This is a genomic window from Halomonas sp. DP8Y7-3, from assembly GCF_019801675.1.
Taxonomy (GTDB): domain Bacteria; phylum Pseudomonadota; class Gammaproteobacteria; order Pseudomonadales; family Halomonadaceae; genus Halomonas; species Halomonas litopenaei_A.
This window is the reverse complement of the sequence record NZ_JAHVIO010000004.1, coordinates 268,284-290,132: the sequence shown is the minus strand read 5'-3', so window position 1 is coordinate 290,132 and position 21,849 is coordinate 268,284. Positions and strand designations below refer to the sequence as shown.

19 protein-coding genes are annotated in these 21,849 nt (G+C 62.4%); 9 read left to right on the top strand and 10 right to left on the bottom strand.

Translation table 11 applies throughout. From position 1 onward, the window contains the following. Nucleotides 1-4 precede the first annotated feature (4 nt). Both KUV86_RS06440 and KUV86_RS06435 read left to right on the top strand, forming a co-directional pair. Nucleotides 5-748, top strand: a complete 744-nt coding sequence (locus tag KUV86_RS06440; RefSeq protein WP_222484148.1) for an HpcH/HpaI aldolase/citrate lyase family protein — start codon at nucleotides 5-7, stop codon at nucleotides 746-748. 64 nt (nucleotides 749-812) lie between these two features. After that, complete coding sequence (locus KUV86_RS06435; protein ID WP_315900966.1) at nucleotides 813-2,507, top strand: thiamine pyrophosphate-binding protein; 1,695 nt, start codon at nucleotides 813-815, stop codon at nucleotides 2,505-2,507. A 60-nt stretch (nucleotides 2,508-2,567) separates the two neighbouring features. On the opposite strand, the gene KUV86_RS06430 is transcribed toward KUV86_RS06435, so the two are convergent. Beyond that, a complete protein-coding gene (locus KUV86_RS06430) occupies nucleotides 2,568-3,575 on the bottom strand; it encodes a LysR family transcriptional regulator (RefSeq protein ID WP_222484146.1) in 1,008 nt (335 codons plus the stop codon). A 400-nt stretch (nucleotides 3,576-3,975) separates the two neighbouring features. Between KUV86_RS06430 and dctP the strand changes: the two genes are divergently transcribed. From dctP to KUV86_RS06410, 4 genes are all read left to right on the top strand, one after another. Then, a complete protein-coding gene (gene dctP / locus KUV86_RS06425) occupies nucleotides 3,976-4,989 on the top strand; it encodes a TRAP transporter substrate-binding protein DctP (protein ID WP_222237861.1) in 1,014 nt (337 codons plus the stop codon). A 13-nt stretch (nucleotides 4,990-5,002) separates the two neighbouring features. After that, nucleotides 5,003-5,530 carry a TRAP transporter small permease gene (locus KUV86_RS06420; protein WP_222484145.1) on the top strand — a complete coding sequence of 176 codons (528 nt, stop codon included), beginning with the start codon at nucleotides 5,003-5,005 and terminating at the stop codon, nucleotides 5,528-5,530. A 3-nt stretch (nucleotides 5,531-5,533) separates the two neighbouring features. Then, the gene (locus tag KUV86_RS06415) at nucleotides 5,534-6,838 is read left to right on the top strand and encodes a TRAP transporter large permease subunit (RefSeq protein ID WP_206942559.1); all 1,305 of its coding nucleotides are present in this window, start codon (nucleotides 5,534-5,536) and stop codon (nucleotides 6,836-6,838) included. Nucleotides 6,839-6,932: 94 nt separating this feature from the next. Next, on the top strand, nucleotides 6,933-7,595 hold the full coding sequence (locus KUV86_RS06410) for an RraA family protein (protein ID WP_222484143.1): 663 nt from the start codon (nucleotides 6,933-6,935) through the stop codon (nucleotides 7,593-7,595). A gap of 218 nt (nucleotides 7,596-7,813) precedes the next feature. On the opposite strand, the gene KUV86_RS06405 is transcribed toward KUV86_RS06410, so the two are convergent. The 4 genes from KUV86_RS06405 to KUV86_RS06390 form a co-directional block, all read right to left on the bottom strand. After that, a complete protein-coding gene (locus KUV86_RS06405) occupies nucleotides 7,814-8,878 on the bottom strand; it encodes a DctP family TRAP transporter solute-binding subunit (RefSeq protein ID WP_222484141.1) in 1,065 nt (354 codons plus the stop codon). A 120-nt stretch (nucleotides 8,879-8,998) separates the two neighbouring features. After that, entirely contained in the window at nucleotides 8,999-10,285 is a 1,287-nt protein-coding gene (locus tag KUV86_RS06400; protein WP_222162325.1) for a TRAP transporter large permease, read from the bottom strand. A gap of 15 nt (nucleotides 10,286-10,300) precedes the next feature. After that, nucleotides 10,301-10,813 (bottom strand): TRAP transporter small permease, encoded by a 513-nt coding sequence (locus KUV86_RS06395; protein WP_222162326.1) that lies wholly within the window; start codon nucleotides 10,811-10,813, stop codon nucleotides 10,301-10,303. A 346-nt stretch (nucleotides 10,814-11,159) separates the two neighbouring features. After that, a complete protein-coding gene (locus tag KUV86_RS06390) occupies nucleotides 11,160-12,128 on the bottom strand; it encodes a MurR/RpiR family transcriptional regulator (RefSeq protein ID WP_222484140.1) in 969 nt (322 codons plus the stop codon). A 297-nt stretch (nucleotides 12,129-12,425) separates the two neighbouring features. Here KUV86_RS06390 and KUV86_RS06385 point away from each other — a divergent pair, with 297 nt between their 5' ends. From KUV86_RS06385 to KUV86_RS06375, 3 genes are read left to right on the top strand one after another with little or no spacing between them, the layout of a single operon-like run. Beyond that, complete coding sequence (locus KUV86_RS06385; protein ID WP_222484138.1) at nucleotides 12,426-13,667, top strand: diaminopropionate ammonia-lyase; 1,242 nt, start codon at nucleotides 12,426-12,428, stop codon at nucleotides 13,665-13,667. Next, the gene (locus tag KUV86_RS06380) at nucleotides 13,657-14,892 is read left to right on the top strand and encodes a Zn-dependent hydrolase (RefSeq protein ID WP_222484137.1); all 1,236 of its coding nucleotides are present in this window, start codon (nucleotides 13,657-13,659) and stop codon (nucleotides 14,890-14,892) included. Before KUV86_RS06385 ends, KUV86_RS06380 begins: the two co-directional genes overlap by 11 nt. A 28-nt stretch (nucleotides 14,893-14,920) precedes the next feature. Then, nucleotides 14,921-15,835, top strand: coding sequence for an N-carbamoyl-D-amino-acid hydrolase (locus KUV86_RS06375; protein ID WP_222484136.1), 915 nt, complete (start codon nucleotides 14,921-14,923; stop codon nucleotides 15,833-15,835). Nucleotides 15,836-16,043: 208 nt separating this feature from the next. On the opposite strand, the gene ahpF is transcribed toward KUV86_RS06375, so the two are convergent. From ahpF to flhA, 5 genes are all read right to left on the bottom strand, one after another. Then, entirely contained in the window at nucleotides 16,044-17,600 is a 1,557-nt protein-coding gene (ahpF, locus tag KUV86_RS06370) for an alkyl hydroperoxide reductase subunit F (RefSeq protein ID WP_222484135.1), read from the bottom strand. A gap of 265 nt (nucleotides 17,601-17,865) precedes the next feature. Further along, nucleotides 17,866-18,429: an alkyl hydroperoxide reductase subunit C gene (gene ahpC / locus KUV86_RS06365; protein ID WP_206941923.1), complete on the bottom strand. Its 564-nt coding sequence runs from the start codon at nucleotides 18,427-18,429 to the stop codon at nucleotides 17,866-17,868. 181 nt (nucleotides 18,430-18,610) lie between these two features. Further along, complete coding sequence (locus KUV86_RS06360) at nucleotides 18,611-19,312, bottom strand: RNA polymerase sigma factor FliA (protein WP_222484134.1); 702 nt, start codon at nucleotides 19,310-19,312, stop codon at nucleotides 18,611-18,613. Between the two features lie 22 nt (nucleotides 19,313-19,334). Further along, on the bottom strand, nucleotides 19,335-19,745 hold the full coding sequence (locus KUV86_RS06355; RefSeq protein ID WP_222484133.1) for a flagellar protein FlhE: 411 nt from the start codon (nucleotides 19,743-19,745) through the stop codon (nucleotides 19,335-19,337). Further along, on the bottom strand, nucleotides 19,742-21,823 hold the full coding sequence (gene flhA, locus KUV86_RS06350) for a flagellar biosynthesis protein FlhA (protein WP_222484132.1): 2,082 nt from the start codon (nucleotides 21,821-21,823) through the stop codon (nucleotides 19,742-19,744). Before flhA ends, KUV86_RS06355 begins: the two co-directional genes overlap by 4 nt. Nucleotides 21,824-21,849: the final 26 nt, after the last annotated feature.

Genomic DNA, 21,849 nt, shown 5'->3' with positions numbered 1-21,849 from the left:
CGTCATGAGTGCCACGACGTCGATCAGCGCTCCTCTCAGCGCCTGCCGTAGCTGGCTGTTCGTGCCAGGACATGACCCGCAGCGTCTGGAAGAGGCGCTGGCAAGTGGCGCCGAGGCGATCATTGTCGACCTGGAGGAGTTCACCCCCGCGCCGCAGCGCTCCCGTGCCTGCATCGACTTTGCGTTCTTTGCCGAGCGTTGCCGTCAGCGGGGGCGCCTGCCCATGGCGCGCATCAACCCGCTGGCGCAAGGCGGTGATGGCGAACTGGCGGTGCTGATGCGTGGGCTGCCGGCCGCCATCTTCCTGCCCCAGGTCGAGTCGTCCATGGACGTCGTGCTGCTGGCGATGGCCATGGCACGGGAAGAGCGCCGCGGCCGCCTGGAGCAGGGGTCGACGGCGCTGATTCCGACATTGGAGAGCCGCGTTGGCGTGCAAGCCGCCCAGCACATCCTCAAGGCCAGCCCAAGAGTCACGGCGGCGCTGCTGGGTACCGGCGACCTGTCTCGGGACCTGGGGGTGGCCGCCGACGCTGACGTGAGTCACCGCGTCCAGGTGCTGGCCCCCTGGCGCGAGCGCTTCTTCGCCGCCTGTGCCGAGGCCCAGTGCCTGGCCATCGATGGCCCATGGCCCTATCCGCAGGGCATCGACGACGATCTCGCCTGGGCCAGGTCCCGTGGCATTCGCGCGCGCTGTGTGGTGCTGCCAGACCAGGTGGCCACCGTTCATCGCGTCCTCGGTGACGCCTGAATTGCCTTTTCATACCAACAACGATATCGAGAACTCTGACATGAGCCAGCCAGCGACAACTGCCGTGACTTCTGCCTCTCAACCACGCCGCAACGGTGGTCAGATCCTGATGGATCAACTGCGGTTACACGGCGCGCGCCGAGTCTTTCTGGTGCCTGGTGAAAGCTATCTACCGTGCATTGATGCCTTGAACGAGCACCGTGGTGCCATCGACCCCATCGTCTGTCGACAGGAAAGCGGCGCGGCCTATATGGCCGAGGCCTACGGCAAGCTGACCAACGAGCCCGGCATCTGCTTCGTCACACGAGGACCCGGAGCCACCAACGCGTCCATCGGCGTGCATACCGCTTACCAGGACTCCACGCCGATGATTCTGTTCGTCGGCCAGGTGGGGAACGATTTCGTGGAGCGTGAGGCCTTCCAGGAGATCGACTACCGTCGCATGTTTGGCCCCATGGCCAAGTGGGTGGCGCAGATTGATGCCACCGATCGCATCCCCGAGTACATTGCCCGTGCCTACCGTGTGGCCACCAGCGGTCGACCGGGGCCGGTGGTGCTGGCGCTGCCCGAAGACACCCTGTGGGGCGAAGCGGAGGTTGCTGATGCCCGGCCCATGGCAGCCTTGCATAGCTATCCCTCACGCGATCAGTTGGCTGAACTGAAGGCGCGCCTGGCCGAGGCCGAGCGTCCCTTCCTGTTGATTGGCGGCAGCGGCTGGACGAGCGAGGCCCAGGCGCAAATGGTCGCCTTTGCCGAGCGCTTCGACTTGCCGGTGGGCGTCGCCTGGCGCCGGCTGGAATGCTATGACCAGCACGATGAACGGTTCGCCGGACATGTCGGCTTTGCCATGGATGACGCCCTGCGCGAGCGCCTGAAACACAGCGACCTACTGATCGCTGTCGGCACTCGCATGGGGGAGGCGACCAGCGAAGGCTACTCCTGGATTCAGTCGCCGAGTCCTCGCCAGACGCTGGTGCATGTCTATCCGGACCCGGAGGAGTTGGGCCGGGTCTATCATGCTGACCTCGCGATCAACGCTGACGTGGTCGGATTTGCCAGCGGCCTGGACGCGCTGGCCCCTGATGCGCCGCCACGTTGGGCCGAGCAGACCCGTGCCGCCCGTGCCGATTATCTGGCAACCCTTGAGCCGCAGCCCGCGCCGGGACCGCTGAGCCTCGACCGTGTCGCTTGCAGCGTGGACCGTCGGCTGCAGGGACAGGGCTGCGTCACGGTGGGGGCAGGCAACTACGCGCTTTATGCCCACCGCTACGTGCGCTTTTCCGGCCTCGGCAGTTCGCTGGCGCCGACCGTAGGGTCAATGGGCTATGGGCTGCCGGCCGCGATCTCATACAAGCTTGAATACCCTGATCGTCCTGCCGTGTGCTTCGCCGGGGACGGCTGTTTCCAGATGAACCTGCAGGAGCTGGGGGTCGCACTGCAGTATGGCGTGGGTATCGTGGTGCTGGTGTTCAACAACGGCATGTGGGGCACCATTCGCGCTCATCAGGAAAATGACTTTCCAGGACGTGAGATTGCGCTGACCTTTACCAACCCGGCGTTTACCACCCTGGTGGAGTCCTACGGTGGCCTGGGCGAAGTCGTTGACCGTGACGCGGACTTCGACGGCGCCTTTGAGCGTGCTTTGGCCTACGCCGAGCGTGAGCGGCGCCCAGCCCTGATCGAGCTGCGCTACGAAACCGACGGCATCGCCCCCGGTAAACGTCTAAGCGCGATTCGCGAGGCGGCCCTGAGCCGGTGATAGCCCTGCTTATAGCCCTGCTTATCGCCCCGCTTATCGCCCCGCTTATCGCGCAGATGGCTAGCCTGGCTCGTCGGGGCTGAGCGAGGCGGCGAGCGGAGCCAAAGCGGCATCGGCCATGTCGATACCGGTCGTCAGCCGAGCTTCCATCGGCACCTTGGCCATGCAGGTCTGAAAGAACTCGATGAAGGTCGTCTCGGCAACACTGGCGCGACCTTCACGATGCCACATCACGTGCAGGTCGATGTCGGCCACGCCGGCGTAGGGCGGCAATGGCCACAGGTCGCCGTCCGCGACCTCTCGGGCGACCAGGTGTTCCGGCAGACAGCCGATGCCCCATCCCGCCATGACCATGCGCTCGATTTCCTGCAGGCGACTGGACTGGCCTACCACCGGGCCCTTGAGACCGTGCTGGGCGCGAAACACGGCCAGCGGCGACAGCACTCCGTCGAGCTGTTCGCTACCGAAGGACACGTAGGCCTCACGCTGGAGTTCGTCCATCGGCAGGTTGTCCCTGCCGAACAGCCGATGGCTGCGGCCACAGAACAGGCGATAGCGCTGACGGGCCAGAATCTGGCTGTCGAGATTATCCGGGCAGCCCTGGGCCAGACAGATGCCCAGGGCGCTCTGGCGCTGGGACAGCACATGCTGCACCTCCTGACTGGACATGTCCTCGATCTCGAAGGTGATCTGCGGATAGCGACGATGGAAGGCGGCCAGCACGCTGTCGAGAAAGCGACATTGAATGCCGGTGATAAACGCCAGTGAGACGTGGCCGGCGACCTCGGGATCCGCCTCTCCCACCGAGGCCGCCAGGCGCGCTACGTTGGCGTAGATATCCACCGCCTCGCGATAGACCAGCTGGCCCGCCTGGGTCACCCGAAAGCGATGGCTGTCGCGCTCGATCAGCTTTTGCCCGAGCCGCTCCTCCAGGCGTTTCAGCGACAGGCTGACCGCCGGCTGCGACAGATACAGGCGCACGGCGGCCTTGCTGACGCTTTCTTCCTGCACGATGACGATGAAGGTACGTAGCAGATTCCAGTCCAGAGTATCGTGAATCGGCCGCATCGCTGGCTCCTTTCGCTATGGTGGGCGTTGTTGTTGATATTGGGCTTGTCATCGCTGCTGGCATCCCTGCTGGTATCGCTGTTGTTGCTGTTGTGAGCGATGCCGAGGGCACGGACACCAGGCGTGGCATGACGCCCTGGCACATCGGTTGCACCTTTTTGGTGATTTTTCCGCTGTGGCTCAGCTTAAAATGCGCCGTTACTTCTAGCGAGTTTATGTGTGTATTTTTTTGCATAAATCACATAAATTCTAAGTATTAAAAATCGAAAAACTCCGTGGCCTGATAGTCGTTGACCCTGGCGTCGTGCCCTGACTAGATTGAAAAGGTATCCAGGAACCTTTTGCCAGGCACCTCCCGCCTCGGCCACGGATGATAACAACCATAATCGCGAGGAAACCCATGAATCGCTCCCTGTCCCGACTCTCCCGCTCTCTGCTGACCGTGTCAGCGCTGTCGCTTTCAAGTCTGACCCTGTCCGCCGTTTCGACGTCTGCCGAGGCGACCGACCTGCGTATGCTGTCGAGCTATGATCTGACGTCGGCCTACACCCGTGAAGTCGCCCAGCGCTACATCGACAAGGTCCAGAGCGCCAGCGATGGCGACGTCAACATTGCCCTCAATGGACCCGATGTGGTGCCGCCCTTCGAACAGCTGCAGCCGGTCTCGGCAGGGGTGTTCGACCTGCTCTACACCCATGGCGCCTACCACACGAACACCACTGGCGTCGGTGCCGCCATGGACGGTGTCTTCGTCGACCCTGCCAAGACTCGTGAATCCGGGCTGTGGGACTTTATCGACAGTGAATACAACGCGCTGGGCCTGAAGCTGCTGGCCATTCCCCCGCTGGGCTCCAGTGGCTTCCAGTACATCCTCAAGGATCCCATCGATGGCACGCCTGGACTGGAAGGGCGACGCCTGCGCGGCAGCCCCACCTACACCAACGTGACCCAGGGCCTGGGGGGCACCCCGGTACTGATGTCCAGTGGTGACGTCTATTCCTCCCTGGACCGTAACGTCATCGACGGTGCTGCCTGGGGTCTCAACGGCGTCGAGGACCTGGGCTGGCATGAAGTGGCGGGGTATTTCTCCAAGCCGACCTTCGGCCAGACCTACACCTACCTGCTGATGAACCTCGATACCTTCAACGGACTCGACGACGCTGAGCAAAGCGTGCTGCTGGCCCAGGGCGAAGCGCTCGAGGCTGAGATCGCCGGAATCCTCGACCAGCTGGCCGTGGAAGAGTGGGAGCGCCTGAAGGAGCTGGGCATGCAGGAGACCGAGTTTGCGCCGGAAGACGCCGAGCGGCTCGACGCCCTGGTGACCGAAGGCATCTGGCAGCTCGGACTCGACAAGTCCCCCGAAGCGGTCGCCAAGATGCGTGAGATCGCTGAAAGCAACGACATGACCCCCTAAGCGGATGGCACCCATGCTGGCTACCCTTGCCCGTTGGCACGATGGCCTCACGCGATTCGGCTTTTACCTCGGCGGTGCCACCTTGTGTGGCATCGTCGTGTGCTTCTGGATCGAAGTGGTGGCCCGCTACTTTTTCAATGCTCCGACCCTGTGGTCGAGTTCCATCGTCGCCTACTGCCTGTGTCTTTCCGCCAGCCTGGCCATGCCTGAGCTAGCTCGCACTCGCGGTCATATCGCGATCAGCGTCGTTCAGGACAGCCTGCCGGCGGCGCGCCAGCAGGGCTTCGAGCGCGTGACGGCGCTGCTGACCGCTGCGGTCTGTGGACTGGCGGCGTGGATGCTGATCAGCGAAAGCGCCCGCCAGCTGGCGAGTGGCACCACCACGGCCATGGGGCTCGACATCCCCAAGGTCTGGGTATCGAGCTTTATCGGCTACGGCTTCACCAACACGGCGCTGCATTTTCTGCGACGCGCGGTGTTTCCCGCCACCGTCGAGTGGCCCAGCGACACCCCCGGCGACAGCCCACAGCAGGAGAGCTAGGTGATGGAGTGGTATGTGACCCTGGGCGTGGCCATCGCCCTGCTGATGGGATTGTTTGCCTTGGGCGTGCCGGTCTTCGTGGCGTTTCTGGCGATCAATGTGGCCGGCACGTTCTGGCTGATGGGCAGCGCCGGCTTTGGCATGTTCGCCAACAGTGTCTACGACACCGTCACCTCGGAGACGCTGACGACCATCGCACTGTTTGTGTTGATGGGGGAGCTGCTGTTTCGCTCAGGCTCCATCGACGTCATCTTTGACTCCCTGGACACCCTGATGGGGCGCATCAAGGGACGTCTCTATTTCTTTGTCGTGGCACTGTCCACCTTGTTTGGTGCCCTGTCGGGGTCGGCCCTGGCGGTGACGGCCATGCTCAGCCGTTCAGCGCTGCCGACGATGCAGCAGCGCGGCTATGACGACCGCCTGTCGATCGGCCTGATACTAGGAGGGGCCGGCCTTGCACCGATCATTCCGCCGAGCCTGCTGGTCATCATCATTGGCTCCATGGTCGATGTTTCCATCGCGCGTCTGCTGATCGCTGGCATCATCCCGGGGATGCTGCTGGCCGGGCTGTTCGTCACCTATGTGGTCGTGCGCATGCTGCTGGACCCGTCGCGGGCCCCCGCGGTGGATGACTCCGGTGGCGGTAACTGGCGACAGCGAGGGCGTGCCCTGGCCAACATGGCGCCGTTCTCGATCATCATCTTTTCGGTGCTGGGGCTGATGATGCTGGGGGTGGCGACACCTTCTGAGTCCGCTGCCACGGGGGTGCTCGGTGCCATTGTGGTGGCCATCTACTACCGCAAGTTCAGTCTCAAGATGGCGGGCCAGGCGTTGCTGTCGTCGTTGTCCATCAGCGCCATGATCATCACGATCCTGGCCTGCTCCAAGCTGTTCAGTCAGCTGTTGTCCTTTACCGGGGCAACCTCGGGACTTGTCGCCGCGGCGACCGCCATGGACCTGAATGCCGGACTGATGCTGCTGCTGTTGATGCTGATCCCGTTGATCGCCTGCATGTTCATCGACCAGATCGCCTTCATGATGGTGGTGATTCCCATCTATGCACCGCTGGTCAAGGCCTATGGCTTCGATCCGGTATGGTTCTGGACGCTGTTCTTGATCAATCTGGCGGTGGGCAGCCTGACACCTCCCTTTGGCTACAACCTGTTTGCGGTCAAGGGCGGGGCGCCGTCGGTGTCGATGCCGACCATCTATGCTGCTGCCTGGCCCATCGTGCTGTGCTTCCTGCTGGGCATGTTGCTGCTCTATTGGGTGCCGGCGTTGATCACCTGGCTGCCCAGCTTGATCTGATTCTGGCGTTACCTACTCAACCGGCCTCAGCGTTCCTCAATCATCATTGCAAGCCGTTATCGTGCTAGTTACGTAATGGCATTACGGGAGTTACATGTACACCATTGCTGATCTTCCTGCCCCATTGGAGGCAGCCCGTCACGAGCGCCTGCTGATGTGCGAGACCGCCACCATCGGCCATTTCCGCGAGAGCGGCTTTATCGATCCCGAGATACGCTGTCAGCTCGACGAGGTGCGTATTGCCGGCGTGGCCGTCACCCTGTCACTGCCACCAGGGGATGGCACCCTGCTCAACCATGCGATGCGTCTGCTGCGCCCCGGAGACGTCCTGGTGATTGACCGTCAGGGCGACCGACATCACGCCTGCTGGGGTGGCGTACTGACCGAGGTCGGCTCTCGTCTGGGACTGGCCGGGGTGATCATCGATGGCACCGCCACGGACCTTGCGACCATAAGAGCCAAGCGCTTTCCGGTGTGGAGTCGCGGTGTCTCGTCGTTGACCACCAAGCTTGCCAACCAGGGCGGCGCGATGAATCTGCCGGTCAGCGTCGGCGGTGTAGTGGTGTCAGCGGGAGATGTGGTACTGGCCGACGAGAATGGCGTGGTGGTCATCCCCCCCTCGGAGGTCGATGCAGTGATCGATCACACCCTGGAGCTACAGCGGCAGGAAGAGATCATCCTGGAACGTCTGGCCGCTGGCGAGTGCCTGCCAGATATCAGCGGTGCTTCTGCCCTGGTGAACGCCGCCACGGTGTGATGCGCTACAACGCCAGCTAGCCCTGTAGCGTGGTCGATGAAATCGGCACCAACACAGCCAGGAACACGGAGTGGAATATAGGCAGGAACATAGCCAGGAAAATAGCCAGGAACATAAGCAGGAAGAGAAAGTACGGCGTCTAGACCCTTCAGGCCGCTTCCGTCAGGAAGCGGCCTGAAGGCTTTTTGCGGCGAGAGGCTGACTCGCCGCTGTCGTGGTCAGGGCGTGCTGGCGCTGTCGATGGCATCGAGCATGCTGGCCAGCAGCGCTTCGCCCTCGCTGCCGTAGCGTTCGGCGATGACCTGACGCACCGCTGGCTGAGCCATCTCGACAAAGGCCTGGCGGGCTTCTGGGGTGATGGCGTTCACTTCCATTCCCTCGGCCAGCTTGGGCAGTCCGTTGTCCGAGGCCTCGATAATGCGTGACATCGAACGGCCAGCATCAACCGCGACATCGGCGGCCCAGTCAACGACCGTTTGCTGTTCGGCGCTGAGCCCATTGTAGAAGTCTTCGTTGATCAGCCAGACGTAGGGAGTGATCAGGTGGTTGCTGACCGTCAGGTAGGACTGGACTTCGTCAAAGTTGGCAAACGACGTCTGCTGGATAGGGTTCATCTGACCATCGGCTACTCCAGTCTGCAGCGCGGTATACACCTCAGACCAGGCCAGGGGCGTCGCTTCCGCGCCCAGTGCATTGATCATGGCCTCATGGGTGGGCAGCGTCATGGTGCGGATGCGCAGACCCTCCATGTCCGCGGTGGTCTCGATGGGACGCTGCGAATTGGTGAATTGGAAGAATCCGCCGCTGTCCAGCAGACCTAGCACCTTGAGTCCGTCGGTCTCGGCCTCGAGGTCATCTGCCAGGGCCTGACCGAAATCACTCTCGAGATCGATGACTTCGGTCGCCACCGCGATATTGGGGAAGGCGAAGGGGATATCGAAGATGCCGATGCGGGGATAGTGCTCCGCCACTCCGCCGGCGGAGGAAATGGTGGACTGGACGATGCCCTGACCCACCTGGTTGATGACGTTGGCGTCTTCGCCAAGTTGGCCGGCGGGGAAGACCTCGACCTTGATCTCGCCATTGGTAGCCGTTTCTACCAGCTGCTTGAAGACGGCGGTCATCGCGCCGGAGTTGCTGGCGGTAGGATCCGGCGGATTGAGGTGGGCAATACGCATGGTGGTGGCAGCCAGCGTTGTGCTACTGGCCACCAGGGTGGCCGTCATCACGGCGCCAACGAGAAGGTGGCGCTTGAGCGTCAAGGTGGGAGTCGATAGGGACATGTGTCACTCCTTGCTGTTGTTATTCACTATGGCTTTTTACGTTCGCTTTTTACGTTGGTTGCTGCGGTGGTTTTGGTTGTTGTTGTGCTGTTGTCGTGATGGTTGAGGTGGCTGGCCTGGTCAGTCGGCAAGCCCCAGCATGCGAGGAATCGCCAGGCTGATAGGTGCCCAGTAGGCGGTTGCCAGAAGAACCAGTAGCTCGACCAGGATGAAGGGCCATAGCGAGCGAGTGATCGACTCGATGCGCTCTCCAGTGACGGATGCCAGGACAAACAGGCAGGCACCGACCGGAGGCGTCATCAACGAGATGGTGAGCGATAAAATGATGATCATGCCGGCATGCACCGGCTCCAGGCCGATGGTGGCGGCTAGTGGCGCGAGTACCGGAGCCAGAATGATAAGTGCCGCGTTGATGTCCATGAACAGGCCGATGAACAGCAGCAGTGCGACGATCATGGTCACCACGACCACCGGTGACTGCGACACTGACAGGAAGGCGTCGGCGATCAGCTGGGGAATTTGATTGAACGTCATCCACCAGCCCAGGATCGACGCCGAAGCGATGATCAGAAAGATGACGCCGGTAATCAGTGCCGTCCTGGCCAGCATGTCATAGAGGTCCCGCCAGCCGATGTTGCGATAGCACACACAGCCAACGAACAGGGCGTAGAACACCGCCAGGGCAGCCGCTTCGGTGGGGGTGGTGATGCCTGTCAGAATGGCACCCAGAATGAACACTGGCAGGATGAGCGCCAGCAAGCTCAGGCGAAACTCCTTGAGAATGCGAGCCAGGCTAGGGCCCTGCTGGTCCTTGGGCAGGTTGAGGCGACGCGCCGTGGCAGCGATCAGGCACATGCAGACAAGACACAGCAGCAGTCCTGGGATGATACCGGCAGCAAACAGGCCTGCGATGGAGACCCCCATCAGCGACCCGTAGATGATGGCCAGGGTGGAAGGCGGAATGATGGGGCCGATGATCGATCCTGCGGCGGTCACGGCGCAGGCGTAGGGACCGCTGTAGCCCGCCTTTTTCATGGCCGGCACCAGGGTGTTGCCGAAAGCGGCAGCATCGGCAGTGGCAGAGCCGGTCAGCCCCGCGAACAGGACCGAGGCCAGCATGTTGGAATGTGCCATGCCTCCACGCAGCCAACCGACCAGGGATTGGGCGAAGTTGACCAGGTTCAGGGTCAGTCCCGAGCGGTTCATGATTTCGCCGGCCAGGATGAAGAATGGCATCGCCAGGAAGGGAAAGAGATTGAGGCCTGAGAAGAACTTGTCCGGCACCATGGCCAGAAAGGTGCCGCCGCCCATGTCGATCAGACCGATCAGCCCAGCGACGCCTAGAACGATACCCACCGGCATGCCAATTACCAGCAGCAGCAGAAACGCAGATGCAACAATAACCATGTTCGTGACTCCTGCTCAGCTACGGTCCAGGGCGGGTTGCGGGGCGCTGCGCTGGAGGTCGCGAATGGCGGCCAGGGCGAGCTGCAGGCAGGCCACTCCGGATGCGATCGGAATGATCAGGTAGGGGTAGCCCTTGGCCACCCCGAAAATCATGGTGGATTGACTGAACCCTCTTTCCACGTAGGTCAGGCTGTAGACGAACATCACCGCAAAGAAGGCAATACCGACCAGGTCAAAGGCCAGGGCGAGAAAGCGCTTGGCGGACAAGGGGAGACGGTCGAAGAGCACCAGCATGCCGACATGTTGTCGCCGACAGATGCCGATGGAAATTGCCAGTAAAGCGACCCAGATCATCAGGTAACGCGCCAGTTCCTCGGTGAAGGTCAGGTTCCAGGGCAGTACGTAGCGTGCCAGGATGCCGACCCAGACGGTGATGACCAGCGCCGCCAGTAGAATGACGCAGCAGCGTTCTACCCAACGGTCCAGGGTATGGCTCCATCTCGACGCCAGGCTGTCGTGTGGTGACATGATGCGCGGCTCCCATCGTGGTGTGTCATTGTTGTTTACATCTTTGGTGCCATTTCTCGATGTCTTCTTCTAAATCATGCAGTTGTGTTGATCCTGGGGAAAAAGAAAGGCCACCTTCAAATCCCCCGAGCTCTCTCTTGGTGCACCACCTTTTTCAGGTTGGTGCATGGCGCCATTTGATGACGCGTTGTCTTTTGCCAACGGCGGCGTTAGCGGGTTGGGTCATCTCATCCAAATAGGTCGATCGCTCGCCTGGTGTTGCAGTGAAATATCACCATGCAAGGAAAAGGGTCCATCCTTATTGCCAGAAACTCTGTCCAGTTTAATAACGTATTTGCATGTAGAATCAATACGCTGTGAGTTCTGAAAGATCTTCATGCAGATCTTCTACTCGGCGAAGTCGCTCCTGGCAGGCGCCCATGTTTTCACGGTAGTAGGTCGTGCATATTGCTTGAATAAGGCTCAAGCATGAGGTGTAGCTGTCAAAGGGGGAGGATGACGCGACGCGTGCTTCAATGCGCCAGGTGCTGGTCAGTGACATGGGGCAGGATGGGTCCGTGACCAAAAGGCTTTTTGCCCCCTTTTGGTGACAGGCTGTCAGTACCGCCTGTTCCATGCCGGTGCGCCGTCTGAGTGCTACCAGAATCAGCATGTCCCCCTCGCCGATATCGACCAGGTCTTCCCCCAACGTCTGGCCTGCCTTGGGCAACAGCTGGACGTCGGCTCGCAATAGCTGCAGCTGGCGCTGGAAAAGGCTGGCCAGCATCTGACTATTGCGAAACCCCACCACGTGGATGCGGTGGGCGGCGCTCAGCCCGGTAACGACCGCCGACAATGCGCCACTGTCGAGCTCTGTCAGGCTGCGAGCAAGATTGTCCTGCTCCTGGGCCAGATGTGCGGCCAGCTCGACATTGTCGGGTTGGGCAAGGTCGGGCTGGGCAAGGCCAGCTTGGGTTAGGTCAGCTTGGGTCAGCGCAGCGGCGGCGTGCTCCTGGCCAACGTCCCCGGTTTGGCCTGCCGTCTCTCGCAGGACGGCGCCGCTGCTTGAGAGATACAGCGGTGACCCCCAGCGCTGGGCATCGCGAACCTGTTGCCTGGCCTCGTTGAAGTCACGATAGCCGAGCCGTCGAAACAGACGGGATGCCGCTGCACGTGAGGTGCCCGCAGCATCGGCCAACTCCCCTGCGCCGTAGCGAGAAATATCCCCTGGAAAGTTGAGCAGCAGCTCAGCCAGCCGCCGTTCAGCGGGAGGCAGCTGTTGCTGATGTGCCCTCAGCCGGGCTTCGAGGCTTGGTGACTTGGTCGTATCGTTCATGGAAAGAGTATGGCACCTCATCCAACGTTGTAAAAAACATTTTTCATCAATTGACAAAATGAAAATGTAATTTCAGATTAAGAAGGCCATCGCACCGGGTCTTCGGCGTGTCGGCTGGGTCAGACGCTGACAATGCCTTCAGCAAGGTCATTAGCGAGGCCTCTGGTCAGGCCCCTGATCTTGCCCCTGATTTAGCCCCCTGGTGCGGCACGCGACACCGTGACGGTGTGGGCAGGACGGATCTTTGGTAGCGGCCTGCTGTTGCTCGTCATCCATTCTCGATGCCCAGGAGGCTTCATGTCTTCGCTGATCCACCAGACGCGTTGGCGTCACGTTGCCAACCCTCGCAGGACGACCGACACGCTGATCGGTGAGCGCCAGCGGGCCGTGCTCAACCCGCAAGCCCTTCATATGGCGCAAACGGAAATTCGCCGTTGGCCAGGTTATGCGCCGACTCCATTGGTCGGGCTTGATGGCCTGGCCAAGGCCTGCGGCGTGGCCGTGATCGACTACAAGGATGAAGCCGAACGGTTTTCGCTCAAGAGCTTCAAGGCCCTCGGCGGAGCCTACGCGGTGTTGCGGCTGATCAAGCGCCGCCTGGGAGAGGCGGTCACCAGCGACGCCCTGATGCGCGGAGAGTATCGCACAGCGCTGGAAGGGCTGACGGTCTGCTGTGCCACCGATGGAAATCACGGACGGTCGGTCGCCTGGGGGGCTAGTCAGTTCGGCGTGCGTTGCGTGATCTATCTTCACGCCACCGTGTCCGAGGGCCGGGAGCAGGCGATTGCAGACTTTGGCGCGGAAATACGGCGGGTGCCAGGCAACTATGATGATTCGGTGCGCCAGGCCGCCGAGGATGCTGCTGAATATGGCTGGTGTGTGGTCTCGGATACGTCCTACCCCGGATACATGGATGTGCCGCGTGACGTGATGCAGGGGTACAGCGTGATGGTCGACGAGGCGGTGGCCCAGATGCGTCAGCCGCCGACGCACTGCTTTGTGCAGGGTGGCGTCGGTGGACTGGCGGCAGCGACCCTGGCGCAACTATGGGAGGCTTATGGCGCCGAGCGGCCGCGACTGGTCGTGGTCGAGCCGGAGCGAGCGGCCTGCCTGCTGGCAAGCGCCGAGGCCGGACGGCCGGTCGCGGTCGAGGGCGAACTCGACACCCTGATGGCAGGACTTGCCTGCGGTGAGGTCTCTCTGCTGGCGTGGGAAGTGCTCGATGAAGGGGTGGATGATTACGTCGCGGTATCCGACGAGGCCGCGGTGGAGGTCATGCAACTGCTGGCAGCAGGTGTGGCGGGCGACTCGCCGCTGGTAGCGGGAGAAAGCGCCGTAGCGGGACTGGCGGGCCTGCTGATCGCCCAGCAGGATCCCGAGCTGGGAGCACGCCTTGGGCTGACGGCGGAGAGCCGTGTGCTGTTGATTGGCAGCGAAGGTGCCACTGACGACGATGTCTATCGAGAGCTGGTCGGAAGCAGTGCCGACGAGGTCCGCAGTGGGCAGTTCAGGGCCCGGGAGGTCGGTCATGTCAGCTGAACTGAGGGTCGATGGCGAGCGGCTGTGGCAGCGCCTCCAGACCCTGGGGGAGGTCGGCGGCCTGCCCGGAGGAGGTGTCTGTCGACTGGCGCTGACGGAAGAGGATCGGCTAGGGCGCGACAAGGTGATGAGCTGGATGCATGAGCTTGGCCTCGAGGTGCACCAGGATGCCATCGGCAATGTGTTTGGCCTGCGTGCCGGGCGTGAAGCGGGGGCACCGGTGATGACCGGCTCGCATATCGACACGGTTCGCACCGGCGGCGTATATGACGGCAATCTTGGTGTGCTGGCCGGGCTCGAAGTCGTGGAGACGCTCAACCGTGCCGGTCTTCAGACGCGCAGACCGCTGTGTGTGGCCTTTTTCACCAATGAGGAAGGCGCGCGATTTGCGCCGGACATGATGGGTAGCCTGGTCTACGTGGGTGGCATGACGCTTGAGCAGGCCCTGACGACGCGAGGCATCGACGGCGAGAGCGTGGCCGACTGTCTCGACCGCATCGGTGCAGCGGGTCAGCACCCCGTAGGCCAGCCCGACGTGCACGCCTTTGTGGAACTGCATGTCGAGCAAGGGCCGGTGCTCGAGCGCCAGGGCATTACCATCGGCGCGGTGGAGCAGGTCCAGGGCATCTCCTGGGCCGAGTATCGCTTTACCGGCAGGTCCAATCACGCCGGTACCACGCCCATGGACATGCGCCAGGACGCGGGTTTTGCTGCCATGGACACTGCCAGCTATGTCAGGCGTCGTGTCAGTGAGGCAGGCGGGCATCAGGTCGGTACCGTAGGGCGCATGTCGCTGACCCCGGACCTGGTCAACGTGGTACCGCAAACGGCCTGCATGACCGTCGACCTGCGCAATACCGATGATCGGGTGCTCACACAGGTCGAGGCGGACGTCGAGCGCCATGCGCGCGAGCTGGCGAAGCAGGAGGGTCTGCGCGTCGAGCGACACACCCTGGCGCGGTTTGCCCCTGTCGATTTCGATCCTGGCGTGGTGGAGCTGGTCGAAAACACGGCCAGGCGACTGGGACACAGTGTCCGTCGCATGCCCAGTGGTGCCGGCCATGATGCCCAGATGCTGGCGCGGGTATGCCCGACGGCGATGATCTTTGTCCCGAGCGTAGGCGGGATCAGCCACAACATCGAAGAGTACACCGCGATGGAAGACATCACCGCTGGCGCCAATGTGCTGCTGCAGGTGTTGCTCGAACTCGCCCAGACCCCCTGACGCCAGACGCGACAAGCAGAGAGAGCTCATGAGCCGACATATTGTAGTAGGTGCCGCCCAGCTGGGTCCGATTGCACGCGACGAGTCCCGGGAGCAGGTGGTCGAACGCATGCTCGCCCTGATGGAGCGAGCCCATCAACGGGGTGTGACCCTGCTGGTGTTTCCGGAACTGGCGCTGACGACGTTCTTTCCTCGCTGGTTTATTGAAGACGAACAAGAGCTCGACCGTTTTTACGAGGGGGACATGCCAGGCCCGGCGACGGATCCGTTGTTCGCCGCTGCGAAACGACTGGGTATCGGCTTCTACCTGGGCTACGCCGAACGCGTCCGTGAGGGCAGCCAGGTGCGCCGCTACAACACGGCCATTCTGGTAAACGAGCACGGCTCGCTGGTCGGCAAGTATCGCAAGGTGCACCTGCCTGGGCATGCCGAGCATGAGCCCTGGCGGCCCTTTCAGCACCTGGAAAAGCGCTACTTCGCCCCAGGAGAGGAAGGGTTCGGCTGCTGGGAGGCGTTTGGAGGCAAGATGGGGATGGCGCTGTGCAATGATCGCCGTTGGCCCGAGACCTATCGTGTCAGCGCCCTGCAAGGGGTTGAGCTATTGATGCTGGGCTACAACACGCCGGTGCACTATCCGCCGGTGCCGCAGCATGATCATTTGCAGGGGTTTCACAACCACCTGTGCATGCAGGCGGGGGCTTACCAGAATGGCATGTGGGTGGTCGCGGTCGCCAAGGCGGGACGTGAGGAGGGCTGCGACCTGTTGGGGCAGAGCTGCATCATCGCTCCTACCGGCGAGATCGTTGCCATGGCCAGCACCCTGGAAGACGAGCTGATCGTGCATGACTGTGACCTCGAGCGTACCCGCGAGATTCGCGAACACATCTTCAATTTTCGTTTGCATCGCCGCCCCGAGTGCTACGGCGTACTGGTAGAGTCATAAAAAAGCCGCCCCGGAGGGCGGCAGGCTAGTCACGACCTTCCAGGTCGTGGACATCGCAGGGGCAAGGGGGCCTTGCGATGTCGTCAGGGAACGTCGTTACGTCTCGATGCCGGCGATTTCCTTACTCGAACGCTGCACAAATGCCTGCATGGTCGAGTCGCTGCACGGCGGGTGCCAGGCATCGCTGGGCTCATGTATTCAGTGCTTGCTACTGCCGGATCAGGTAGTCAAAGGCACCGAGAGCAGCGGTGGCGCCTTCACCGACGGCAATGACGATCTGCTTGTACGGCACGGTAGTGACGTCGCCAGCAGCAAAGATGCCCGGCACTGAGGTCATGGCGTGGGCGTCGGTCACGATCTCGCCGCGCTCAGACAGTTCGATCGGAGAATCCTTCAGCCACTCGGTGTTGGGTACCAGGCCGATCTGCACGAAGACACCTTCCAGCTCGACCGTCTTGAGTTCGCCGCTGGAGCGCTCTTCGTAGCTGAGGCCGGTGACGCGATTGCCGTCGCCGTTGATCTCGGTGGTGCGAGCCCCGGAAATGATCTCGACATTGGGCAGGCTGCGCAGTTTCTTCTGCAGCACGGCATCGGCACGCAGCTCGTCCATGAACTCGAACAAGGTCACGTGGGAGACGATGCCCGCGAGGTCGATGGCAGCCTCGACGCCGGAGTTGCCACCGCCGATGACCGCAACCCGCTTGCCCTTGTACAGGGGGCCATCGCAATGGGGGCAATAGGCGACGCCGCGATTGCGGTACTCGGACTCGCCGGGCACGTTCATTTCGCGCCAGCGGGCACCGGTGGCCAGGATCAGGGTCTTGGAGCGCAGGCTGGCACCGGAGGCAAAGCGGACCTCATGCTCGCCGCCCGGGGTGCTGGCCGGTACCAGTTCCACAGCCCGCTGCAGATTCATGATATCCACATCGTACTGCTTGACGTGTTCTTCCAGCGCCGTGGCGAGCTTGGGACCTTCGGTCTCCTGCACCGAGATGAAGTTCTCGATGGCCATGGTATCGAGTACCTGACCACCAAAGCGGTCTGCCGCCACACCAGTGCGAATGCCCTTGCGCGCCGCGTAGATCGAGGCGGCGGCACCGGCGGGGCCACCACCGATGGTCAGCACATCGAAGGCCTGCTTGGCGGACAGCTTCTCGGCTTCGCGTTGTTCCGCGCCGGTGTCGACCTTGGCCAGAATCTGTTCGAGTGTCATGCGGCCCTGGTCGAAGGGCTCCCCGTTCAGATAGACACTGGGCACCGACATGATCTCGCGAGACGCCACTTCGTCCTGGAACAGCGCGCCGTCGATGGCATCGTGGGAGATGCGCGGATTCAGGATGGCCATCAGGTTCAGCGCCTGGACCACGTCTGGGCAGTTCTGGCACGACAGCGAGAAGTAGGTCTCGAAGTGCATGTCCGCATCGAGGGACGTGATCTGTTCGATCACGTCTTCGCTGGCCTTGGGTGGATGGCCACCCACCTGCAGCAGTGCCAGCACCAGCGAAGTGAATTCGTGGCCCATCGGGATACCGGCAAACACCACCCCGGTAGGGGCACCGTCGCGATGCAGGGCAAAGGAGGGCGCGCGCTGGTCGTGGCCGTCGGTGGACAGGCTGATATGGTCACTGAGTGCGGCAATATCGCTCAGCAGACCGTGGAGTTCCTTGGACTTGTCGCCGTCATCCAGAGTGGCGACAAGCTCGAAGGGGCGAGTGACGCGTTCGAGATAGGCTTTCAGCTGTTGCTTGAGAGAGTCGTCCAACATGACAGCGGCAATCCTGGTATCTATGGGAAAGTAAAACTCTGCGGCGGACGTGGCTTCACCCGGTCACGCGCGCGAGCGCAAGCTGGGTGGGCGTTGAGCAGGCCGCAGAATCCCCACCGAACCCCTCCAAAACCCGCAGGGACCCGATCTCGCTTGCGCGACTGGTAGGATGACCGGGACGAGGAGCCCGGTGGGGAAAAGGGAGATCATCCCAGCGGGATGACAGGCGCCTCGCAGGAGGCGCCGTACTGCATATCGGCGAGGTTTAGATCTTGCCGACCAGGTCCAGAGACGGAGCGAGAGTCTCTTCGCCTTCCTTCCACTTCGCCGGGCACACTTCGTTCGGGTGAGCGGCGACGTACTGAGCAGCCTTGACCTTGCGCAGCAGTTCTTCGGCATTACGGCCGATGTTGCCAGCGTTGATCTCGACGATCTGGATCTTGCCTTCCGGATCGATGACGAAGGTGCCACGCTCAGCCAGACCGTCTTCTTCGATCAGCACTTCAAAGTTGCGCGAAATGGTCAGAGTCGGGTCAGCAATCATCGGGAACTGCAGCTTGCCGATAGTCTCGGAGCTGTCGTGCCACGCCTTGTGGGTGAAGTGGGTGTCGGTGGAAACGCTGTAGATTTCCACGCCCAGCTTCTTGAACTCTTCGTAGTTGTCCGCCAGATCACCAAGCTCGGTCGGGCAGACGAAGGTGAAGTCGGCCGGATAGAAGAAGACGACGCTCCACTGGCCCTTCAGGTTGTCGCTGGTGACGTCGACAAACTCGCCATTGTGGTAAGCGGTGGCCTTGAACGGCTTGACTTCGGTGTTGATCAGGGACATTCCCGTCTCCTTTGAGCGATGGGTGTGTTGTCTGAAGACAGGGCATACCTTACGCAGATTCGGACGATAGGATAAATTGAATGGCCTGATGATCCTGATAAGAGCTGGCTATGTTTGAGCGCGAGTGAAAGCGGGACACTCTTGCCCACAGGGTGACTTCAGAGGGCCTTGTACCAGCGCCTCAGTAGTCGGCGAGATAGCCCCGCAGACGGCTGACGGCCTGGCTGTGGAGCTGACACACCCGCGATTCGCTGACCCCCAGTACGGCGCCGATCTCCTTCAGGTTGAGCTCTTCCTGATAGTAGAGCCCCATCAACAGCTGCTCGCGCTCTGGCAGGGCAGCAATCGCTTCGACCAGGGCCTCGCGGCGCTCTCCGTCCAACAGGTCTGCCAGCGGCGCAGCAGCAATCTGGTCGCTGAAACGGTGTTCGTTGCCTTCGGCCAGCATTTCCTCGAAGGGCATCAGCTGGCCGTTGTTGACGTCGCCGAGCAAGCGCCGATAGCTGACCAGGTCCATGTCAAGGGCGGCCGCTATCTCATGCTCTTCGGGGGCGCGGCCCAGGCGTTGCTGCAGCTCCCGGGTGGCTTGATCCAGGGCCCTCGCCTGGCGCCGTACGCTGCGCGGCAGCCAGTCGCGACTGCGCAGTTCGTCCAGCATGGCGCCGCGTACGCGCTGGCTGGCAAAGGTCGAGAACTGGGCGCCCTGGCTGGCGTCAAAGCGCCCCAGGGCTTCCAGCAGACCGACGATGCCAGCCTGAATCAGGTCGTCCAGGTCCACCCCGGCGGGGAGTTTGACCTGCAGCGCCAGAGCCTGTCGGCGCACCATGGGAAGGTAGGCCTCAAGCTGGGATTGGTGCTCCATTCTGCCTTGAGCGGTGTACATGGCATTGTCCTCGGCGACAGCGTCAACGGTGATTGACGATCACGGTCATGCCCTCGACCGTCTGCGGTGGCGCACCCTCCGCCAGACGAAAACGAAAGACGAAGGGGCCGGCGGCGGCGAGCCCGGCAAAGGCCTCGGTGCTGCCACGCGCGGCGTTCAGGCGTACGCAGCGATGGCCGTGGCACAGGCGTGCCAACAGGCCTGCGCCAGGGGCCTGACGATAGCGCCAGACCACTCGCTCGACGACACCATCGACGTGTCCGGCGGGCGGTGCCAGCGCCGCTGAATCACGCTCCAGTTGGCTGGAGGCGACGGACAGTCGCGGAGCGCTGGCGGTCCAGGCGCCCGGAAAGGCCACGGCGGTGGCACTTGCCAGCACGACCGCGATGGCCACAGCGGCAGCGCTAACGGTGCGTCGCAGGAAGCGGTTCACATGCCCCCCACTTGATGAGTGACGCGCAGTAGCCTGTCGTCTGGAATTTCGGCCTGGGACATCACCACCAGGTGACGCAGGCGCCGACGCAGGAAGCGCGCCAGCACTGGACGCATGTTCGGCGATACCACCAGGACCGGCGGCTCGCCGGTCGCTTCGTGACGAGCCAGGGCGGCCTCGGTCTGGTCCATCAGGGTCTGGGCCAGCCCCGGTTCGAGCGCACCGTTGCCGTTCATCGCCTGATTCAGTACCTGCTCCAGCTGAGGTTCGAGGCCGATGACGTTGAGGGACGCCTGGCCGGCAAACCACTGCTCGGTGATGGCCCGGCCCAGGGCAATCCTCACCAGCGCCGTCAGCTCGGTGGGGTCCTGTTGATGAGGAGCGTGTTCTGCCAGGGTGTCGAGAATCGTGCGCAGGTCGCGGATCGACACATCCTCGTCCAGCAGCTGCTGCAATACCCGGGTGAATGCGGTCAGCGATAGCGCCTTGGGAACCACCTCTTCCACCAGGGACTTCTGTTCACTGCCCAGCTTGTCGAGCAGTTTCTGTACTTCCTGGCGACCCAGCATCTCGGACGCATGACGATGCAGCAGGTGATTAAGGTGGGTGGCCACTACGGTGCTGGCGTCTACCACGGTGTAGCCATAGACCTGAGCGCGCTCACGCTGGCTGGCATCGATCCAGATGGCAGGCAGGCCAAAGGCGGGGTCCTGGGTCGGCGTGCCTTCCAGTTCGCCGGACACCTGACCGGGGTCGATGGCCAGCCAGCGGCCTGGCCAGGCTTCGGCGCGGCCGATCTCTGCCCCCTTGAGGGTGACGCGATAGGTCGAGGCGTCGAGCTCCAGGTTGTCGCGAATATGTACCACCGGCGGCAAAAAGCCGACTTCCTGGGCAAACTTCTTGCGCACACTCTTGATCCGCCCCAGCAGCTCACCCTGCTGGCGGGCATCGACCAGGGGAATCAAGCGATGTCCCACCTCAAGACCCAGGGTGTCGACCAGCTGCACATCATCCCAGCTGGCCTCCGGGGCTTCGGTGGGAGGCGCCGGCGTTGCGCTTTCCTGCTCTTCCACCAGACGCTTCTCGGACTGCCGCGATAGCCACCAGGCAAGTCCTGCCAGCAGACCCGTGAACAGCAGGAAGACCAGGTTGGGCATGCCCGGCACAAGACCGAGCAGGCCCATCACCCCAGCGGCCAGCAGCAGCACCTTGGGATTGACGAACAGCTGGCTGATCATCTGCTGGCCCACGTCCTGGTCGGTGTTGACCCGAGAGACCGTGACGCCGGCAGCGGTGGATATGACCAGGGCCGGGATCTGAGCCACCAGACCGTCGCCAATGGTCAGCAGGATGTAAGTGCGAGCGGCGTCGGAAAAGGCCATGTCGTACTGCATCAGGCCGATCATCAGGCCGCCAAGGACGTTGACCACCATGATCACCAGGCCCGCCATGGCGTCGCCGCGCACGAACTTGCTGGCACCATCCATGGAGCCGTAGAAGTCGGCTTCCTGGGCCACTTCGGCACGCCGACGCTTGGCGTCTTCCTCGCCGATCAAGCCGGCGTTGAGGTCGGCGTCGATGGCCATCTGCTTGCCGGGCATGGCATCCAGCATGAAGCGAGCGCCCACTTCGGCGATACGCCCCGCGCCCTTGGTGATGACCATGAAGTTGATGATCACCAGGATCAGGAAGACCACCAGCCCCACGGCGAAATTGCCGCCGACCAGGAACTGGCCGAAGGCCTCGATCACCTTGCCCGCGGCGTCGCCACCTTCGTGGCCGTTCATCAGCACGACCCGGGTCGAGGCGACGTTGAGTGACAGCCTGAGCAGGGTGGTGAACAGCAGCACCGCCGGGAAGGCAGCGAAGTCCAGCGGCTTCTCGGTGAACATGCTGACCAGCAGCACCATCACCGCCAGGGCGATGTTGAAGGTGAAGAACAGATCCAGCGCGAAGGGCGGCAGCGGCAGGATCATCATCGACAGGATCATGATGATCAGCAGCGGCCCGGCCAGCACCTTCATTGGCACCTCGGCCATCCAGTCGCGGCGCGTCAGATACTGGGAAAACGACTTCATCCGCGAGCTCCGTCAAGCCTGGATCG

Bases quoted from the DNA above. Each gene is read 5' to 3' on its own strand.
- KUV86_RS06390 (WP_222484140.1), bottom strand. From the start codon at position 12,128: ATGAACGATACGACCAAGTCACCAAGCCTCGAAGCCCGGCTGAGGGCA.
- KUV86_RS06395 (WP_222162326.1), bottom strand. From the start codon at position 10,813: ATGTCACCACACGACAGCCTGGCGTCGAGATGGAGCCATACCCTGGAC.
- KUV86_RS06360 (WP_222484134.1), bottom strand. From the start codon at position 19,312: ATGTACACCGCTCAAGGCAGAATGGAGCACCAATCCCAGCTTGAGGCC.
- KUV86_RS06385 (WP_222484138.1), top strand. From the start codon at position 12,426: ATGTCTTCGCTGATCCACCAGACGCGTTGGCGTCACGTTGCCAACCCT.
- dctP (WP_222237861.1), top strand. From the start codon at position 3,976: ATGAATCGCTCCCTGTCCCGACTCTCCCGCTCTCTGCTGACCGTGTCA.
- KUV86_RS06440 (WP_222484148.1), top strand. From the start codon at position 5: ATGAGTGCCACGACGTCGATCAGCGCTCCTCTCAGCGCCTGCCGTAGC.
- KUV86_RS06405 (WP_222484141.1), bottom strand. From the start codon at position 8,878: ATGTCCCTATCGACTCCCACCTTGACGCTCAAGCGCCACCTTCTCGTT.
- ahpC (WP_206941923.1), bottom strand. From the start codon at position 18,429: ATGTCCCTGATCAACACCGAAGTCAAGCCGTTCAAGGCCACCGCTTAC.
- KUV86_RS06380 (WP_222484137.1), top strand. From the start codon at position 13,657: ATGTCAGCTGAACTGAGGGTCGATGGCGAGCGGCTGTGGCAGCGCCTC.
- flhA (WP_222484132.1), bottom strand. From the start codon at position 21,823: ATGAAGTCGTTTTCCCAGTATCTGACGCGCCGCGACTGGATGGCCGAG.
- KUV86_RS06430 (WP_222484146.1), bottom strand. From the start codon at position 3,575: ATGCGGCCGATTCACGATACTCTGGACTGGAATCTGCTACGTACCTTC.
- KUV86_RS06410 (WP_222484143.1), top strand. From the start codon at position 6,933: ATGTACACCATTGCTGATCTTCCTGCCCCATTGGAGGCAGCCCGTCAC.
- KUV86_RS06375 (WP_222484136.1), top strand. From the start codon at position 14,921: ATGAGCCGACATATTGTAGTAGGTGCCGCCCAGCTGGGTCCGATTGCA.
- KUV86_RS06415 (WP_206942559.1), top strand. From the start codon at position 5,534: ATGGAGTGGTATGTGACCCTGGGCGTGGCCATCGCCCTGCTGATGGGA.
- KUV86_RS06420 (WP_222484145.1), top strand. From the start codon at position 5,003: ATGCTGGCTACCCTTGCCCGTTGGCACGATGGCCTCACGCGATTCGGC.
- ahpF (WP_222484135.1), bottom strand. From the start codon at position 17,600: ATGTTGGACGACTCTCTCAAGCAACAGCTGAAAGCCTATCTCGAACGC.
- KUV86_RS06400 (WP_222162325.1), bottom strand. From the start codon at position 10,285: ATGGTTATTGTTGCATCTGCGTTTCTGCTGCTGCTGGTAATTGGCATG.